Origin of the sequence: Ralstonia sp. TCR112 (assembly GCF_007997035.1) — a bacterium.
Taxonomy (GTDB): domain Bacteria; phylum Pseudomonadota; class Gammaproteobacteria; order Burkholderiales; family Burkholderiaceae; genus Ralstonia; species Ralstonia edaphi.
On the sequence record NZ_VOSS01000155.1, the window covers coordinates 1 to 15,793 of the forward strand.

Annotated in this window: 19 protein-coding genes; 6 read left to right on the plus strand and 13 right to left on the minus strand. The window is 63.0% G+C overall.

Annotated elements, in window-relative coordinates; all coding sequences use genetic code 11:
- The first annotated feature begins 210 nt into the window (after positions 1 to 210).
- The 3 genes from FUT88_RS24685 to FUT88_RS24695 are packed head-to-tail and all read left to right on the plus strand — an operon-like array spanning position 211 to position 2,323.
- Complete coding sequence (locus tag FUT88_RS24685) at positions 211 to 798, plus strand: NUDIX hydrolase (RefSeq protein WP_147219139.1); 588 nt, start codon at positions 211 to 213, stop codon at positions 796 to 798.
- 24 nt (positions 799 to 822) lie between these two features.
- A complete protein-coding gene (gene aat / locus FUT88_RS24690; protein WP_147219141.1) occupies positions 823 to 1,569 on the plus strand; it encodes a leucyl/phenylalanyl-tRNA--protein transferase in 747 nt (248 codons plus the stop codon).
- A complete protein-coding gene (locus FUT88_RS24695; RefSeq protein WP_147219143.1) occupies positions 1,556 to 2,323 on the plus strand; it encodes an arginyltransferase in 768 nt (255 codons plus the stop codon). Before aat ends, FUT88_RS24695 begins: the two co-directional genes overlap by 14 nt.
- Here FUT88_RS24695 and FUT88_RS26350 read toward each other — a convergent pair whose 3' ends face one another.
- The 5 genes from FUT88_RS26350 to FUT88_RS24715 all read right to left on the minus strand — a co-directional run bounded on the left by FUT88_RS26350 (position 2,324) and on the right by FUT88_RS24715 (position 5,337).
- The gene (locus FUT88_RS26350; RefSeq protein WP_186829376.1) at positions 2,324 to 2,491 is read right to left on the minus strand and encodes a hypothetical protein; all 168 of its coding nucleotides are present in this window, start codon (positions 2,489 to 2,491) and stop codon (positions 2,324 to 2,326) included.
- Positions 2,492 to 2,505: 14 nt separating this feature from the next.
- The gene (locus FUT88_RS24700) at positions 2,506 to 2,820 is read right to left on the minus strand and encodes a TM2 domain-containing protein (protein WP_147219145.1); all 315 of its coding nucleotides are present in this window, start codon (positions 2,818 to 2,820) and stop codon (positions 2,506 to 2,508) included.
- A 69-nt stretch (positions 2,821 to 2,889) separates the two neighbouring features.
- Positions 2,890 to 3,171, minus strand: coding sequence for a hypothetical protein (locus FUT88_RS24705; RefSeq protein ID WP_147219147.1), 282 nt, complete (start codon positions 3,169 to 3,171; stop codon positions 2,890 to 2,892).
- The gene (locus FUT88_RS24710) at positions 3,168 to 4,577 is read right to left on the minus strand and encodes a LutB/LldF family L-lactate oxidation iron-sulfur protein (protein WP_147219149.1); all 1,410 of its coding nucleotides are present in this window, start codon (positions 4,575 to 4,577) and stop codon (positions 3,168 to 3,170) included. The genes FUT88_RS24705 and FUT88_RS24710 overlap by 4 nt, the downstream gene beginning before the upstream one ends.
- Before the next feature lie 34 nt (positions 4,578 to 4,611).
- Positions 4,612 to 5,337: a (Fe-S)-binding protein gene (locus tag FUT88_RS24715; RefSeq protein ID WP_147219151.1), complete on the minus strand. Its 726-nt coding sequence runs from the start codon at positions 5,335 to 5,337 to the stop codon at positions 4,612 to 4,614.
- A gap of 241 nt (positions 5,338 to 5,578) precedes the next feature.
- Here FUT88_RS24715 and FUT88_RS24720 point away from each other — a divergent pair, with 241 nt between their 5' ends.
- Entirely contained in the window at positions 5,579 to 6,376 is a 798-nt protein-coding gene (locus FUT88_RS24720; RefSeq protein WP_147219153.1) for an IclR family transcriptional regulator, read from the plus strand.
- Positions 6,377 to 6,443: 67 nt separating this feature from the next.
- Here the strand turns inward: FUT88_RS24720 and pbpG are convergent, their stop codons facing one another.
- The 5 genes from pbpG to FUT88_RS24745 all read right to left on the minus strand — a co-directional run bounded on the left by pbpG (position 6,444) and on the right by FUT88_RS24745 (position 11,220).
- Positions 6,444 to 7,634, minus strand: coding sequence for a D-alanyl-D-alanine endopeptidase (pbpG, locus tag FUT88_RS24725; protein WP_147219155.1), 1,191 nt, complete (start codon positions 7,632 to 7,634; stop codon positions 6,444 to 6,446).
- A gap of 438 nt (positions 7,635 to 8,072) precedes the next feature.
- Positions 8,073 to 8,780 carry a nitroreductase gene (locus FUT88_RS24730; RefSeq protein ID WP_147219157.1) on the minus strand — a complete coding sequence of 236 codons (708 nt, stop codon included), beginning with the start codon at positions 8,778 to 8,780 and terminating at the stop codon, positions 8,073 to 8,075.
- Between the two features lie 15 nt (positions 8,781 to 8,795).
- Positions 8,796 to 9,239 (minus strand): acyl-CoA thioesterase, encoded by a 444-nt coding sequence (locus FUT88_RS24735; RefSeq protein ID WP_147219159.1) that lies wholly within the window; start codon positions 9,237 to 9,239, stop codon positions 8,796 to 8,798.
- Between the two features lie 59 nt (positions 9,240 to 9,298).
- Entirely contained in the window at positions 9,299 to 10,216 is a 918-nt protein-coding gene (locus FUT88_RS24740) for a DMT family transporter (RefSeq protein ID WP_147219161.1), read from the minus strand.
- Positions 10,213 to 11,220, minus strand: coding sequence for a histone deacetylase (locus tag FUT88_RS24745; RefSeq protein WP_147219163.1), 1,008 nt, complete (start codon positions 11,218 to 11,220; stop codon positions 10,213 to 10,215). Before FUT88_RS24745 ends, FUT88_RS24740 begins: the two co-directional genes overlap by 4 nt.
- 356 nt (positions 11,221 to 11,576) lie before the next feature.
- Between FUT88_RS24745 and FUT88_RS24750 the strand changes: the two genes are divergently transcribed.
- Both FUT88_RS24750 and FUT88_RS24755 read left to right on the plus strand, forming a co-directional pair.
- The gene (locus FUT88_RS24750; protein ID WP_024975535.1) at positions 11,577 to 12,158 is read left to right on the plus strand and encodes a phasin family protein; all 582 of its coding nucleotides are present in this window, start codon (positions 11,577 to 11,579) and stop codon (positions 12,156 to 12,158) included.
- Positions 12,159 to 12,496: 338 nt separating this feature from the next.
- A complete protein-coding gene (locus tag FUT88_RS24755) occupies positions 12,497 to 13,072 on the plus strand; it encodes a hypothetical protein (RefSeq protein ID WP_147219172.1) in 576 nt (191 codons plus the stop codon).
- Positions 13,073 to 13,172: 100 nt separating this feature from the next.
- Here FUT88_RS24755 and lpdA read toward each other — a convergent pair whose 3' ends face one another.
- The 3 genes from lpdA to FUT88_RS24770 form a co-directional block, all read right to left on the minus strand.
- On the minus strand, positions 13,173 to 14,942 hold the full coding sequence (lpdA, locus tag FUT88_RS24760; protein WP_147219166.1) for a dihydrolipoyl dehydrogenase: 1,770 nt from the start codon (positions 14,940 to 14,942) through the stop codon (positions 13,173 to 13,175).
- A 58-nt stretch (positions 14,943 to 15,000) separates the two neighbouring features.
- Positions 15,001 to 15,573 (minus strand): MFS transporter, encoded by a 573-nt coding sequence (locus FUT88_RS24765; RefSeq protein ID WP_147219168.1) that lies wholly within the window; start codon positions 15,571 to 15,573, stop codon positions 15,001 to 15,003.
- 105 nt (positions 15,574 to 15,678) lie between these two features.
- On the minus strand, positions 15,679 to 15,793 hold a 115-nt coding region (locus FUT88_RS24770), incomplete at its 5' end, for a 2-oxo acid dehydrogenase subunit E2 (RefSeq protein WP_147219170.1).

Genomic DNA, 15,793 nt, shown 5'->3' on the forward strand with positions numbered 1-15,793 from the left:
ATCCTGCCCCCGCAACCAGCTAAGTAGAACGGCTCGCTCCAAGACCTGAGCCGAATCATCAAGCCCGCACACAGCGGGCTTTTTGCTTTTCTACACCGCTGTATGCGCTATTTCGCGCGCAACCCAGTCGATACTGCCGCCCCACCCTGCACCGCCGGGACGGCGCGCCCGCGGTGATACACTGAGACATTCCACCCGCGACGATTCCCCATGAAATTCTGTTCCAACTGCGGCCAGTCAGTCGTCTCGCGCATTCCTGCCGGCGACAACCGACTGCGCGACGTTTGCGACCATTGCAATACGATTCACTATGTGAATCCGCGCAACGTGGTCGGCACCGTGCCCGTTTGGAACGATCAGATTCTCCTGTGCAAGCGCGCCATTGAACCGCGCTACGGGTTCTGGACCTTGCCCGCCGGCTTCATGGAAATCGGGGAAACCACCGCCGAGGCCGCCAACCGCGAAACGCAGGAAGAAGCCGGCGCCAACGTGGAAATCGGCGAGCTGTATTCGGTGCTCAATGTGCCGCACGTGCATCAAGTGCACTTGTTCTACCTGGCCAAGCTGAACGATCTGGACTTCGCGCCGGGCGAGGAAAGCCTGGAGGTCGCACTTTTCCACGAAGCCGACATCCCCTGGGATGACCTCGCCTTCCCGACCGTCATTCACACGCTGCGCTGCTTCTTCGCCGACCGCGCGGCCGGCAAGCTCGCCGACGGCAGCTTCCGCCTCCACACGCTCGACATCTACAAGCCGATGCGCTCGGCTTCGCTCGACACGCCGGCCACGGCACCGTAACGCCCAACCACCGTTGTCCGCATCATGATCGCCTGGCTGGATCCGCATGATCCCTTCCCGCCGGTCGATCGCGCGCTCGGGCCCGACTCTGAAGCGCCGGGGCTGCTGGCCGCGAGCGCCGAACTATCGCCGCAGCGGCTGCTGATCGCGTACCGGCAAGGCATTTTTCCGTGGTACGCGCAGGGCCAGCCGGTACTGTGGTGGAGCACCGACCCGCGCATGGTGCTCCGCCCCGAGAACTTTCGCGTGTCGACTACATTCCGCAAGACATTGCGCCGTGTGCTTGACGATCCCGCCTGGGAAATCCGCATCGACCACGCCTTCCGCGAAACCATGGTCGCGTGCGCCACCACCGCACGGCCCGGCCAGCACGGCACGTGGATCACCGAAGAGGTCGTCCAGGCGTATACCGCCCTGCATCGCCGCGGCTATGCGCACAGCGTCGAGACGTGGCACGCCGGGCAGCGCGTGGGTGGCCTATACGGTGTGGCGCTCGGCCGCATGTTCTACGGCGAGTCGATGTTTGCCCATCGCACCGATGCCTCGAAAATCGCGCTCGCGGCGCTCTGCGCCTTCCTCGGCGGTCAGGGCATCGCGATGATAGACTGCCAGCAGGAGACCGAGCATCTGGCGTCGCTGGGCGGTGCCCCGGTGCCGCGCGCGGCGTTTCTCGCACATGTGCGTGAAGCGGCCAACGCGCCGGCCATCGTGCCGTGGCACTTCGACAAATCGGTGCTCCGTCGGTGGACCGTGCGCAATGAGCAAGCTTAAGGAACTTCCCCTCTCGGCATTGCAGTTCTATGCAACCGCGCCGTACGCATGCAGCTATCTCGATGGCCGCCTGGCGCGTTCGCAGGTCGCCACGCCGGCACATCTCATCAACGCAGACGTCTATTCCAAGCTCGTGCGCGCCGGTTTTCGGCGCAGCGGCATCTTCACCTATCGGCCCCACTGCGACGATTGCCATGCATGCACGCCGTGCCGCGTCGTCGTCGATCAATACGCACCGTCGCGGGCGCAACGCCGTGCCGCCGAGCGGCATCAAGGGCTTGAGGCACTGGTTGCCCCGCTCACCTATGTCGAAGAGCACTATCAGCTCTACCTGCTGTACCAGTCGGTCCGCCATGCGGGCGGCGGCATGGATCACGACAGCCGCGATCAATACGAGCAGTTCCTGCTGCAGAGCCGCGTGAATTCGCGCTTGGTCGAGTTTCGGGAGCCGCCCGAATCGCCATCGGCGGGCAAGCTGCGCATGGTGAGCATGATCGACGTGCTGGAAGACGGGCTGTCGTCGGTCTACACGTTTTACGACCCGATCGAGCAGAGGGCGAGTTACGGAACGTACAACGTCCTGTGGCAGATCGCCCAGGCGCAGGCGCTGGACCTGCCCTACGTCTATCTCGGCTACTGGATCGAGCAGAGCCGCAAGATGGCCTATAAGGCCTTGTTCCAGCCGCTGGAACTGCTGGTCAATGGCGAGTGGCGGCGGTTTGAAGACGTGGCACCGTCAACCACGGAAGGATGATCAGCGCGACGTGCGCTCGATCCCGACATCGACCACGCCGTAAGTGCTGATGTTGGAACTCTCGCGGTATTGATCGCGCGAAGTCGTACAACCTGCCAACGCGCCGCCTACGCAAGCCAATCCTGCCACCCACAGCGCGGCGCGCTTCCACCAAGTCATTTTGCTCATAAGGTCGACTCCCTTCAGGGCGCGGTCGAAAGCCGCTCGGCAAGCGCCGTGTTGTTTGCACGGACCATTCCCGGAATCAGGAACATGTCCACCAGCACCCACAGCCCACCGATGACGGCCAGGACCCAGCCCGCGGTGTTACCCATGTCACGAAATGCCAGCCATGTACCGCCGATGTTGGCGACGGCCTGCGCGATACCGCTGCCCGGCCGCTTCAGGTAGAAGCGATGCGCCCCCAGGAAACCCAGCAGAAACCACCACAGGTAAGCCACGCCCGAGCTCTTCTTCTGGGCGTCGTACAGCATGATTTCGCGGGCGGTCTGGTTCATGGCATTGGCTGACACGGGAATAAGCGGTCAGACACTGGCACGCATCCCGCGTTCCATGTCGACCGTCGATTACATGCTTGCGAGCTTGGCCTCAGCCTTGTCCGTCCACAACCGCATTTCGGCCAGCAACGAAGATGGGGAGAACGAGCAACTCTCTTCGCCAAACGACACCGCCATATCGAGCCGCTGCAGCAGGGAACGCCGCACCTGGTCATAGGCGGGCGGCAAGATCAACAGCGGTGCGATGACTGCATCGTCGCGCCACTGCTGGAGCAGATGCGGCAGGTCTGGCGACTTTGCGTGACGATCGAGCGCGTCGCGCAGCGTCTGGAGGGATTCAGCGGCGGTCATGCGCGGGCCTTCTTCTCACGGTACAACTCGCGGAACGTCTTGCCCGCAGGGGCCGGCATGTCGCGTGTATCGGTCCAGCCTTTGCCGACGGGCAGCGAGTGGATCAGCTTCTTGTCCCCGCCCATCCAGCGCAGCACGCGCGCCGCCACCCAGGTACCGGCCGAGTACAACGCCGGGCGCCGGGCCATGAAGCCCCACACGCGCAAGCCAAAGCGTTCCGCTTGCGGGCGAAGTTCCCGCTCCATCTGTTTTTCGCGCAGCGTACGCAGCAGATCCGACAACGGGATCGACGCAGGACATACGCGATTGCATTCACCGCACAGCGTGGCCGCTTGCGGCAGATCCAGCGCGTTCGACAGCCCAACGTAGCTCGGCGTCAGCACGCTGCCCATCGGGCCGGGATACACCCAGCCGTACGCGTGGCCGCCGATCTTCTGATAGACCGGGCAATGGTTCATGCACGCGCCGCACCGAATGCAGCGCAGCATCTCCTGGAAGTCGCCGCCGATCAGCCCGCTGCGGCCGCCGTCGACGATGACGAAGTACATATGCTCGGGGCCGTCCTTCTCGCCGGGCGCGCGCGGGCCTGTCAGCAGCGAGAAATAATTCGAGATCGCCTGCCCGGTCGCCGAACGCGGCAGCAAGCGCATGACGGTCGCCAGATCTTCGAGCGTCGGCAGTACCTTCTCGATGCCCGTCACGGCAACGTGCACGCGCGGCATGATCGTGCACATGCCTTCGTTGCCCTCATTGGTGACGATCGCCACCGAACCCGTTTCGGCAATGATGAAGTTGCCGCCGGTTACGCCCATGTCAGCGGACAGGAACTCGGGCCGCAGCACCTCGCGCGCCTCGCGCGTCATCTCGGGAATGTCGGTCAGGCGCGGCTTGTTGTGCGTCCTGGCGAAGAGATCGGCGATCTCCTCTTTATCCTTGTGCACGACCGGCGCAATGATGTGCGAAGGCGGCTCGCTGTCGTTGATCTGCAGGATGTACTCGCCCAGATCGGTCTCGATGCTCTGCACGCCCATCTCGCCGAGCACCTGGTTCAGGCGCATTTCTTCGGTCACCATCGACTTGCTCTTGATGACCTTCTTGACGTCGTGCTTGCGGGCGATTTCTGCGACGAGGCGCGCGGCATCGGCCGTGGTTTCGGCAAACAGCACCTTGGCGCCACGGCGCGTCGCCTCTGCCTCGAACGTGGCGAGCCAGACGTCGAGATTTTCCAACGCGCGGTTGCGGCGCTCCTTCAGCGCTTCACGCGTGGCAGGAAAATCGATGTCCTGGATGGCCGCCGCGCGTGCGGTCACGAACTTGGTCGAGAGCTTGGTGAGGTTCTGCTGCAGGCGCTTGTCGGCGAGCTTCTGCCCGGCGCGCGCCTTGAATTCCATGCTGCGGACTTGCATGCGATTGCGTCTCCGTCGTGTTCTTGGCTGGCGATTACGCGTCGCCGGCGAGGACTTGCGCGATGTGCAGCACGCGCGTGTGCGTGTCGCCAGTACGGCGCAGCCGGCCCTCAATGTTGAGCATGCAGCCGACATCGCCGAGCACCACGGCATCGGCGCCACTGGCCTTGATGTTGGCGCATTTCTCATCCGCAATGGCGGTGGAGATATCGCCGTATTTGATTGAGAACGTGCCGCCGAATCCGCAGCACGCTTCGCAGGCGGGCATCTCGGTCAGTTGCACGCCCGGCAGTTTGCCGAGCAACTCGCGAGGCTGCGCTTTCACGCCCAGTTCGCGCAGCCCCGAACACGAATCGTGGTACGTCACGTGACCGTGAAACTCGGAGTCGAGCGATTCGATGCGCGCCACGTTGACGAGAAAATCCGTCAGTTCGTACACACGCGGCGCCAGGCGCTCATAGCGGCCCGCCAGCTCCGGATCATCGCGAAAGAGATCAGCGTAGCCCTTGCGGATCATGCCGCCGCACGAGCCGGACGGGATGACGACGTAGTCGAACTGCTCGAATTCCTTGAGCGTTTTCTCGGCCAGGTCGCGGGCCAGGGGGCGGTCGCCGGAGTTGTAGGCAGGCTGGCCACAGCAGGTCTGCGCGGGCGGCACCACAACGTCGTAACCGGCCTTTTCCAACAGTTTGAGCACCGAAAACCCGATCTCGGGCCGCATCAGATCAATGAGGCAAGTGACGAACAAACCTACGCGCATGGGAGTCTCGTGTGTTCTGCGGGAAGCCGCCATTATGCGCCCGCTGCCACGTGCGGCGCGGTCCTTGCGGCACAGAACTTCTTCATGTCAGTGGTGAGTGCGCTTCACGAGGCGCTACCGAGCACAGTGGGCGGCTGACTGACAAAGCCCTCGAAAATACCCGGAATCATGCGTCGGGATGGTGCGAATTTTCACATCGTGGGATAGAATTTTGCATCGCATCCGCAACCCCACTGCACCCATGGCAGAAGCAGACAAGGACCCCGGCAAGACGTCCATCCAGGTCATCGAACGCATGATGATGCTGCTCGACGCGCTAGCCGATCACGCAGACCCGGTCAGCCTGAAGGCGCTGTCCGCCAGCACCGGCCTGCACCCGTCCACCGCGCACCGCATCCTGAACGACATGGTGGCTTGCCGTTTCGTCGATCGCTCCGACCCGGGCAGCTACCGTCTCGGCATGCGTTTGCTGGAACTCGGCAACCTTGTGAAGGCGCGCCTCTCGGTACGTGAAGCGGCGCTCGCGCCGATGCGCGCCCTGCACCGCCTGACCGGCCAGACAGTCAACCTCTCGGTGCGCCAGGGCGACGAGATCGTCTACATCGAGCGCGCATATTCAGAGCGTTCGGGCATGCAAGTGGTGCGGGCGATCGGTGGCCGCGCGCCGCTGCACCTGACTTCGGTCGGCAAGTTGTTCCTGGCGGCCGACGAACTGGGCCGTGTTCGGGCTTATGCCACCCGTACCGGCTTGTCCGGTCACACCCGCACGTCGATCACCGATTTGCCCAAGCTCGAACGCGAACTCAACTGGGTGCGCACCAACGGCTACGCACGCGACAACGAAGAGCTGGAACTCGGCGTGCGCTGCATCGCCGCCGGCATCTATGATGATTCGCGGCGGCTGGTGGCTGGTCTGTCACTGTCGGCACCGGCAGACCGGTTGCAGGACAGCTGGCTCGAAAACCTGAAGGACACAGCCCTACAGATCTCCAAGGGCATGGGCTACACGTACGAAGAGGACGCCGCGCGAGCAGAGTGAGCGGCTGGCTTTACCCAACAAAAAAGCGCGTTCAATGACGCGCTTTTTTGTTGGGCGATGCCCCGGCTCAAGCGCCGTGCTGATCGGACGCCAGCACGGTTGCGGGCCGCGTGGACACCGGCACATTCCGCAGCGGCGCTGCAGCCTGCGTGGCCGGCTCGATGTGCGGATTGCGCTCCAGCCAATTGCGCACGCGCGTGGCGTCTGCAAAACGCGTGAGGTTGCCTGCCGAATCCAGGAACACCATCACGACATTGCGGCCATGCACGTTGGCCTGCATCACGAGGCAACGGCCTGCTTCGTTGATGAAGCCGGTCTTCTGCAGACCGATATCCCATTCGCCGCCGCGCACCAGACGGTTGGTGTTGACGTAGTGCAGCGTGCGGCCGTTGGCATTGACCGTATGCTCAGGGGTGGTCGTGAATTGACGAATAAGCGGCACCTTGTAGGCAGCCATCACGATCTTGGCGAGATCCTGCGCGCTCGACACGTTGCTGCTCGACAGGCCGTTCGAATCCACATAGTGCGTGTCGTTCATGCCAAGCTCGCGTGCCTTGCGGTTCATGGCGGCAACGAATGCCGGACGACCGCCCGGATAGTTGCGGCCCAACGCCGAGGCAGCACGGTTTTCGGACGACATCAGCGCCAGCAGCAGCAGGTCTTCGCGCGTGAGCATCGTGCCGAAACGCAGACGCGAGCCCGTGTTGCGCTCGTAGTCGCGATCCTCATCGGTAATTTCAAGCAGCTCGTCCATCGGCTGATGTGCATCGGTCACGACCAGCGCAGTCATCAGCTTGGTGATCGAGGCGATCGGCAGCACCGCCGACGAATTCTTCTGGAACAGCACTTCGCCGTTGTTCTGGTCCATCACCAGCGCGACGGAGGAACGCAGCGCCAACGCATCGGGCGTCGAACGCAGGCCCATCGCTTCACCAAGCGTCGGGGCTGCCGGCACAAACGCGGCACGCACCGGACGTGCACCGCGCTCGACCATGATCACGCGGCGCTTGCCCTTGACGGTGACGACCTTGCGGACTTTGCTCGAGGCGACTTCATCGCTGCTCGCAGCCGCGACTTTGGCGCTGGCCTTGCGATTGGCGACGGTCTTGCCCTTGGATTTGGCTTTCTTGCTGGCGGCAGGTTTTTTGTCGGTCGTGGCAGCGTTAGCCACGGTAGCGACGGAGACGGCAGCGAGCGCGACGGTCATCAGCGAAACAAAGCCGAGACGTCGAAAAAATGAGGAAACAGACCGTGACATGGTTCGATCACCCGCGCGTGAGATGGCGCAAGTGTAGGCAAAAACAAAATTCTTAGCAAGATGAAGGACTTAGCTCACAGCCTTAAAGTTTGACCTCTGGAGCCTTATCATTCGGTCATCATTTCGACGCAATTGTCTGCTGGAGCAGGAACCCAATCGCGAAGAAAGTTGCTCAAGACGCACATTGCGCCCGGTGTGGAATCGGAAATTGTGGGCGGAGAGTACCCCGGGATTTCGCCGTCAATGACAACAATCACGGCTTACAACCAGTCCCAACACTTCCTGACAACACGGGCGTGACGTACGTCGAGTCGCAGATTGAAGTCTAACGACGGATCGGTCGTATCTGTTGACATAATTCGACGACTTTTCACCGCCAATTCTCGCTTTGCACGAAGATGTGCGCTGTAGCGTGCAGGCGGCGCCGTGATAACGACGTCAGTCCAGGAACCGAGTGAAGTCGGAGACAGGCGCCCGCTCCGTGACAAGCGTATTTTCGATGGCGGCCGGATTGGCGTAACCCATCGACATGCCGCAGACGACCATCTCGTCATCCGTCAGCGCGAGATGCTCTGCGATGACCCGATGGAACTGCGTGAAAGCGGCCTGCGGACAGGTATCGATGCCGCGGGCACGCGCCGCCACCATCACGGCCTCCAGGAACATGCCGTAATCGAGCCAACTGCCCTGCTCCATCACGCGGTCGATTGTGAAAATGATGCCGACCGGCGCATCGAAGAACCGGAAGTTGCGCGCATGCTGGGCGTGCATGCGTTCCTTGTCGGTGCGGCCGATGCCGAGCAGGCCATAAAGATCCCAGCCGACCTTGCGGCGCCGACTCTGGTACGGATCGATCCACGTGCGCGGGTAATACGGATACTCCTCGCGATGCAGCGTGTCCGCCTCGGGGTGGTCGTACGCCGTCAGCACCGATTCGGACAAGCGCGCCTTCGATTCGCCCGTCAGCACATAGACCTTCCACGGCTGCGTATTGCTGCCCGACGGCGCACGGCGCGCGACATCCAGAATCGCTTCGATGTCTTCTCGGGCGACCGGCGTCGACAGGAACGCACGCACGGAACGACGCGAAGTGATTGCCTGATCGACGAGTTCGACTTCTGCGGAGGTGGGGCGTCGGTCGGTCATGGCGATGCGCAAAATTCAGGCGGTGATGTTGGACGCAAGCGGCTCAAGCACGGCACGCAGCGCATCGGGCAGCGGCACCGGCCGACGCGTTTCACGGTCGACGTAGACGTGCACGAAATGGCCCTGCGCCGCCGCATCTTGCGCGTCGCCACGGAACAGCCCCACCTCATAGCGCACGCTCGTGTTGCCCAGGCGCGCAACACGCAGCCCCGCCACCACCGGATCCGGAAACGACAGGGGCGCGAAGTAATTGCATTGCGTCTCGATGACGAGGCCGATGGTGTCGCTGTGCTCGGGGTCCAGCACGCCCTGCTCGATCAGGTAGGCGTTCACCACGGTGTCGAAGTAGCTGTAATAGACGACGTTGTTGACGTGGCCGTAGACGTCGTTGTCCATCCACCGCGTGGTGATGGTGTGGAAGTGGCGGTAGTCGTCGCGCGTCTGGCGGGGCGTGCTCATGGGCGGCAGGCGGGGTGGCAGTGGAAAGCGATCAGGATACGCCAGCCGCTCGGGCTCAGTCACTTGCGGATGACGAGCGCCACACCGCATGCGGCGATCACCATGCCCAGCGCCGCGAGCGGCGGAAACCGCTCGCCGAACAGCGCCCACGCCATCACGGCGGTCGTGGGTGGCGTCAGGTACAAGAGCGACGTCACCTTGGTGGCCGCGCCCTTGCGGATCAGCACAAACAGCAGCGAGATCGCACCGATCGACAGCGCCAGCACCGACCACACCAGCGAGCCGATCATCGGCAGCGTCCAATGCACCTCGCGCGTCTCAAACAGGAACATGAACGGCAGACACAGCAGCGCCGAGGCGCCGAACTGGATGCACGCGCCCATCCGCAGGTCGAACACCGGGCAATGGCGCTTTTGATACAGCGTGCCGACGGTAATCGACAGCAGCGCGCCCACGCACAGCGCAAGCGTCGTCACGCCCACACCCGCCAGGTGCAGCTTGTTCGCAACCACCAGCCCCACGCCCGCGATGCCGCAGAGCAATCCCAGCCATTGGCGATTCGACACGCGCTCGCCGCGCATGGATACATACAGGGCGGTCAAAATCGGCTGCATGCCGACGATCAGCGCCGTCATCCCAGCCGGCATGCCGAGCTTGACCGCGGCCCAGACGCCCGCCAGGTAGCCCCACTGCATCAGCAGACCGGCCACCGCGATGTGGCCGACGGCCGCCCAGTCGGTGTCGCCCTTGCCGGCGCGCCGTGGCAGCGGCACACGCGCCAGCCAGACCAGCGGCAGCAGGCACACCAGCACGCCCACGAAGCGGAAAAACAGGAAGGTCATGGGCTCCGCGTACGGCATCCCGTACTTGGCCACGATAAAGCCCGTGCTCCAGATCAGCACGAACAACCACGGCATGGCGACGACAAACAGGGAGTCGCGCGCGGAGTTCGGCGCGACAGAAGACACTTGGGTCATGCGGAAAGCGGAAGAGAAGTCGATGCGCCAGCGGCCTCGTCGCGTGCTGCCCAGCGCTGCGCGTGGCGGGCAGCCAGCGCGATGGTCTGCGCGTGGACGGCCACGGTATCGTCGATATTGTTGCCGTAGCCGCCCGCCATGGTAACGGCAACCGGTATGCGCCGTTGATATGCGAAATCGAAGACTTCCTGGTCGCGCCGGGCCAGGCCCTGCAGCGTCAGTTTGAGCCGGCCGAGCCGATCGCCCTCGTGCGGATCCGCGCCGGCCAGGTAGATGATCAGCTGCGGCTTGAAGCGGCCGGCGAGGATGTCGAGGGCGCCGCTCAGCGCCTGAAGATAGTCTTCGTCGCCGCAGCCATCGTGCAGGCCAACGTCCAGGTCCGACGCCTCCTTGCGGAACGGGTAGTTTTTCTCGCCATGCAGCGACAAAGTGAAAACGGTGGCGTCATCGCGCAGGATCGACGCCGTGCCGTTGCCTTGATGAACGTCGAGGTCGACGATGGCGACCGGAAAATCCGCGGGCGTCCTGCCCGCTTGGCGCTGAATCCAGCGTGAAGCGATAGCCGCGTCGTTGAACACACAGAAACCGCCGCCCTTATCCGCATAGGCGTGGTGCGTGCCGCCTGCCAGATTGACAGCAATGCCATCGGCCAGGGCAGCCTCGCACGCGGCCAGGGTGGCGCCCGCCGACCGGCGGCTGCGCTCGACCATTTCGGGCGACCAGGGAAAGCCGATTTCGCGCTGGCGCGCCGCGTCCAGCAAACCAGCGCTCACCGCCTCAACATATTCAGACGTGTGCGCAAGCAGCAATGCGGCGTCATCGGCACGCGGCGCCTCGTGCATGGACAGCCCCGGCACATCGGCCAACACTCGCGCGCGCAGGTCGCTGTACTTGCGCATCGGGAACCGATGGCCCGGCGGCAGCGGCAAGACAAAATGGTCGGTGTAGAACGCCCGCATGTGGATAACAAATCGCAACGCAACAAAAATGGCACTCGGGCGCATCCTAACCTAGGCTGCACTCGTGTGTTTTTTGAGACGGATTTGCGGCCCGAAGTGGTCAAATGCATTTCACCTGCACCACGGACGCGCATTTTCCTGCCACAAAAAATTACGCCAAACGGTTGGTCGCGCAATTCCTGTGCACGAAAAATCAACGAATTCTGATTTTTGTGCGATGCACAAAGGACGCTTGACACTGGTTTGACATTCAACAACAATGAAATTGTTGCGATGCACCATCCCTAATTCATCGCGATGTCGCCTGGAAGGCCCGACGCTGACCGTCATGCTTTGTACATCTGGGCGATCTAAATTTTTATTTTGATTCCCCGACCCACCTTTGTATTTGGAGAGACAACATGCTGACTCAGGAACAGATCGCTGCGGCGCACAAGGCCAACCTGGAAACGTTCTTCGGCCTGACCAACAAGGCATTTGAAGGCGTCGAAAAGCTGGTCGAACTGAACCTGCAAGTCGTCAAGGCCACCCTGGCCGAGAACGTCGAACACGCCAAGAAGGCACTGACCGCCAAGGACGCCCAAGAGCTGCTGTCGGTGCAAACCGCCGCTGTGCAGCCGCTGGCCGAAAAGGTTCTGGCTTACAGCCGCCACCTGTACGAAATCGCTTCGGACACGCAAACCGAATTCAGCAAGGCTGCAGAAGTGCAAATCGCTGAAAACAGCCGCAAGCTGCAAGCGCTGGTCGACAACGTGTCGAAGAACGCTCCGGCTGGTTCGGAATCGGCTGTTGCCCTGGTGAAGTCGGCCCTGTCGGCCGCCAACAATGCCTACGACTCGGTGCAGAAGGCCACCAAGCAAGCTGTGGAACTGGCTGAAAGCAACTTCCACGCTGCGGCCAACGCTGCCAGCAAGGCAACCGCTCAGGCTTCGGCCCAAGCGCGCGCTGCCACCGGCAAGAAGTCGGCAACGACCGCTGCCTAAGCGCTAAGCTGCTTTAGTCGTCTGGTTGTTGAAGCGGGCCTCCTTCGGGAGGCCCGTTTTGTTTTGGCGGTCGAACCCATCCTCCAAACACGTCGTTTGCGTGCATTTGCGCGGAACCGAAATGCACGCCCACCGGTCCATCCCACCGTGTTCGTTAGATTGTCTCCTCGGTCCCGCTACCGAAACCTGTCCTCAGTGGTGATCAGTGGGTACCTTAGCCCGGCTCCGGCCGGGTTTTTTGTGTGCACTGGAAACGGCTCGCCCTTCAAATTGCGAACTTTTGTGGGCAGCAGACGCTCCATTCTGTATTGCGGTCCCCCGCCCCCTCTTCACTCCCAATGTCTCGCGAATCCCTGGCCAAGCGCAGTTTGATCGTCGCGGCGGCGCTCATCCTGCTATTAGAAGAGTGGATCTGGAACGTCATGCAGCGGGCAACCGCCCGGCTGGCAGCGCATCCCTGGGTCCGAGCGGCGGAGCGAAAATTGGCCGAGTTGGAGCCCATCGAAGCCCTCTGTGCGTTTGCCCTGCCAATGTTGGCGTTGCTGCCGTTCAAGCTGGCTGCTGTCTACGTGCTGGCCCGGGGCCATGTCATTGCAGGGACGTTTGTTTTGGTTGCCGCGAAAATCATCAGCACGGGCCTGGGCGTGCGCATCTATTCCGCCGTGCGACCCCAGTTGCACACGATCGCCTGGTATGCCCGGTGGGAAGCCGCGTTCCTCGCTTGGAAGCGGCGCATGGTCGCTGCCCTGCAGGCGACACCGACTTGGCAAGCCCTTCAGGTACGAATTTCCGTGTGGCGCGCGCGGCGGCATGGGTTGATGCGACAGTTGTGGCGCCGCCTGAGCGCTGCGCTGCGCCTGCTACGCCGACATCGGCGCCCGGCCGGCCCCGGCATTGACTTGCCTCTGCGCTGACCGCCGCCGCAAAGAAAAAAAGGGCCGCCCAATCGAACGGCCCTTTTTCCTGCCAGCAAAACCTTGGAGTGGCCTCTAGAACCTGACGGTTAATTGCAGATCAACGCTTGCGAGCTGGCGGCACATCCGTGCAAACGCCTTCGTAGATTTCTGCAGCCATCCCCACCGACTCACCCAGCGTTGGGTGCGGGTGGATGGTCTTGCCAATATCCACGGCGTCCGCGCCCATCTCGATGGCTAGGCAAACCTCGCCGATGAGGTCACCCGCATGCGTGCCAACGATGCCACCACCGATGATGCGGTGGGTTTCCTCGTCGAAGATCAGCTTGGTGAAACCCTCGTCGCGGCCGTTGGCGATGGCCCGGCCCGAAGCCGCCCAAGGGAACACGCCCTTGCCGTACTTGATGCCCTGCGCCTTGCACTGCTCTTCGGTCAGACCTGCCCAAGCCACTTCCGGATCGGTATAGGCGACCGACGGAATCTGCTTGGCATCGAAATACGCCTTCTCGCCGTGCGCGGCTTCGGCTGCCACGTGGCCCTCATGGACGGCCTTGTGTGCCAGCATCGGCTGCCCAACGATGTCGCCGATCGCGAAGATGTGCGGCACATTCGTGCGCTGCTGCTTGTCCACGTCGATGAAGCCACGGTCTGTCACGGCCACGCCCGCCTTTTCCGCGCCGATGCGCTTGCCGTTCGGCGCGCGGCCCACGGCGACGAGCACCATGTCATAGCGTTGCGGCTCGGCCGGTGCGGCTTCGCCCTCGAACTTGACGTAGATGCCGTCCGGCTTGGCTTCGACGCCGACCGTCTTGGTCTTGAGCATGACCTTGTCGAAGCGGCTCTTGTTCATCTTGTCCCACACCTTGACGAGGTCGCGGTCAGCGCCCTGCATCAGGCCATCCAGCATTTCCACCACGTCGATGCGGGCGCCCAGCGTGCTGTACACCGTCGCCATTTCCAGGCCGATAATGCCGCCACCGATGACCAGCATCTTGGCCGGCACTTCGCGCAGCTCCAGCGCGCCGGTCGAATCGACGATGCGCGGATCTTCCGGAATGAACGGCAGCTTCACGGCCTCGCTACCTGCAGCGATGATCGCCTTGGCAAAACGGATGACCTTCTTCTCGCCCGTCGTTGCCTTGCCGGCGCCGTCCGTCAGCTGCACTTCGAGGTGGTTCGGGTCCAGGAACGTGCCGACACCACGCACGACCTGCACCTTGCGTGCCTTGGCCATGCCGGCCAACCCGCCGGTCAGCTTGCCGATCACGGATTCCTTGTGCTTGCGCAGCTGGTTGATATCAACCGTAGGCTCGCTGTAGACAATGCCGTGTGCGGCCATCGCCTTCACTTCATCCATGACGGCCGCCGTGTGCAGCAGCGCCTTCGACGGGATGCAGCCCACGTTCAGGCAAACGCCGCCCAGCGTGGAGAAACGCTCCACCAGCACAGTATTCATGCCGAGATCGGCGCTGCGGAATGCGGCCGAATAACCGCCCGGGCCGGAGCCGAGGACGAGCATCTCGCATTCGATGTCGGCGCCGCCGGCATGCTTGGCCGCTTGCGGAGCGGGGGCCGATGCGGCCGGTGCTGCAGCGGGCGTGGCGGCCGGAGCCGGTGCCTGAGCTGCCGCCGCACCCGCTTCCGCCGTGGCGATCACGGTGCCTTGGCTGACCTTGTCGCCCACCTTGATCTTGACTTCGACGATCTTGCCGGCCACATCCGACGGCACGTCCATGGTGGCCTTGTCGGTTTCCAGCGTGATCAGCGCCTGATCGACGGTGACGGCATCGCCCGCCTTCACCATCACTTCAATGACGTCCACGTCCTTGTAGTCGCCGATGTCCGGCACCTTGATTTCCACCACGCTCATTCCTGACTCCTTGTTCTTGTCGTCGGCACCCGGCATCGCCCGGGCCCGCTGACGCTTTTCAATCCTGCAGACGTACTGTGTGCACTTCGATCGGGCCGCCCGAACTCTTGTCGAACTCCACGCCTGCGGATACGCCCACCTGGGCAACGTCCGCCGCCGACTTGCCGGCCATGTCGAACACCGCCGACATGGCCCCCAGCGCAAAATTGCGCCCCGAACCGATACCCCAGAAGCGGTCGAACGAAAACACCTCGCGGTACGAATAGACGCCGTAGATGCCGGTAGCGTTGGCGATCAGGCAGGTGATCTGCGACGACTCGTAAGGGTCGTCGTCGTCTTCCTTGGTGTTGACGAAATACTCGTCCTTGAGCTTTTCATGCACCTTGAGGAAGGTCCGGAAGACGTCGTCGCGCGTACCGAGGCGGCACTCATCGGCCAGCCCGGCCAGCAGACTCCGCATGACCGGAAAGTGGGCCGTTGTGCCCGCCAGAGCGATCAGCGAATCGCCCACCTGGAAGATCTTCTGGTTCTGCTCATAACCCCGCGCCAGGCGCGTATCGCCGAACGTCACCAGCGAGTCGGCCGCAATTGCCACTTCGCCGTCTTTCTTGACCACCACGCACGTCGTCATGTCGTCCTCGCCATCAGTCCACTGACCAGTCCGCCGACCGCTGCAAACCCAACCGGGCCGGCACGCACAGGCCCGAAGCCAGATGCGTGCCGCGCCCGCGTGGGCTTACAGACTGACGCGGCGGAAGTCCGCCAGCACGCTGGCCAGATACGCGTTGAAGCGCGCAGCCTCCGCGCCGTCGATCACGCGGTGATCGTACGACAGCGACAGCGGCAGCGTC

Bases quoted from the DNA above. Each gene is read 5' to 3' on its own strand.
- FUT88_RS24685 (WP_147219139.1), top strand. From the start codon at position 211: ATGAAATTCTGTTCCAACTGCGGCCAGTCAGTCGTCTCGCGCATTCCT.
- aat (WP_147219141.1), top strand. From the start codon at position 823: ATGATCGCCTGGCTGGATCCGCATGATCCCTTCCCGCCGGTCGATCGC.
- FUT88_RS24695 (WP_147219143.1), top strand. From the start codon at position 1,556: ATGAGCAAGCTTAAGGAACTTCCCCTCTCGGCATTGCAGTTCTATGCA.
- FUT88_RS26350 (WP_186829376.1), bottom strand. From the start codon at position 2,491: ATGAGCAAAATGACTTGGTGGAAGCGCGCCGCGCTGTGGGTGGCAGGA.
- FUT88_RS24700 (WP_147219145.1), bottom strand. From the start codon at position 2,820: ATGAACCAGACCGCCCGCGAAATCATGCTGTACGACGCCCAGAAGAAG.
- FUT88_RS24705 (WP_147219147.1), bottom strand. From the start codon at position 3,171: ATGACCGCCGCTGAATCCCTCCAGACGCTGCGCGACGCGCTCGATCGT.
- FUT88_RS24710 (WP_147219149.1), bottom strand. From the start codon at position 4,577: ATGCAAGTCCGCAGCATGGAATTCAAGGCGCGCGCCGGGCAGAAGCTC.
- FUT88_RS24715 (WP_147219151.1), bottom strand. From the start codon at position 5,337: ATGCGCGTAGGTTTGTTCGTCACTTGCCTCATTGATCTGATGCGGCCC.
- FUT88_RS24720 (WP_147219153.1), top strand. From the start codon at position 5,579: ATGGCAGAAGCAGACAAGGACCCCGGCAAGACGTCCATCCAGGTCATC.
- pbpG (WP_147219155.1), bottom strand. From the start codon at position 7,634: ATGTCACGGTCTGTTTCCTCATTTTTTCGACGTCTCGGCTTTGTTTCG.
- FUT88_RS24730 (WP_147219157.1), bottom strand. From the start codon at position 8,780: ATGACCGACCGACGCCCCACCTCCGCAGAAGTCGAACTCGTCGATCAG.
- FUT88_RS24735 (WP_147219159.1), bottom strand. From the start codon at position 9,239: ATGAGCACGCCCCGCCAGACGCGCGACGACTACCGCCACTTCCACACC.
- FUT88_RS24740 (WP_147219161.1), bottom strand. From the start codon at position 10,216: ATGACCCAAGTGTCTTCTGTCGCGCCGAACTCCGCGCGCGACTCCCTG.
- FUT88_RS24745 (WP_147219163.1), bottom strand. From the start codon at position 11,220: ATGCGCCCGAGTGCCATTTTTGTTGCGTTGCGATTTGTTATCCACATG.
- FUT88_RS24750 (WP_024975535.1), top strand. From the start codon at position 11,577: ATGCTGACTCAGGAACAGATCGCTGCGGCGCACAAGGCCAACCTGGAA.
- FUT88_RS24755 (WP_147219172.1), top strand. From the start codon at position 12,497: ATGTCTCGCGAATCCCTGGCCAAGCGCAGTTTGATCGTCGCGGCGGCG.
- lpdA (WP_147219166.1), bottom strand. From the start codon at position 14,942: ATGAGCGTGGTGGAAATCAAGGTGCCGGACATCGGCGACTACAAGGAC.
- FUT88_RS24765 (WP_147219168.1), bottom strand. From the start codon at position 15,573: ATGACGACGTGCGTGGTGGTCAAGAAAGACGGCGAAGTGGCAATTGCG.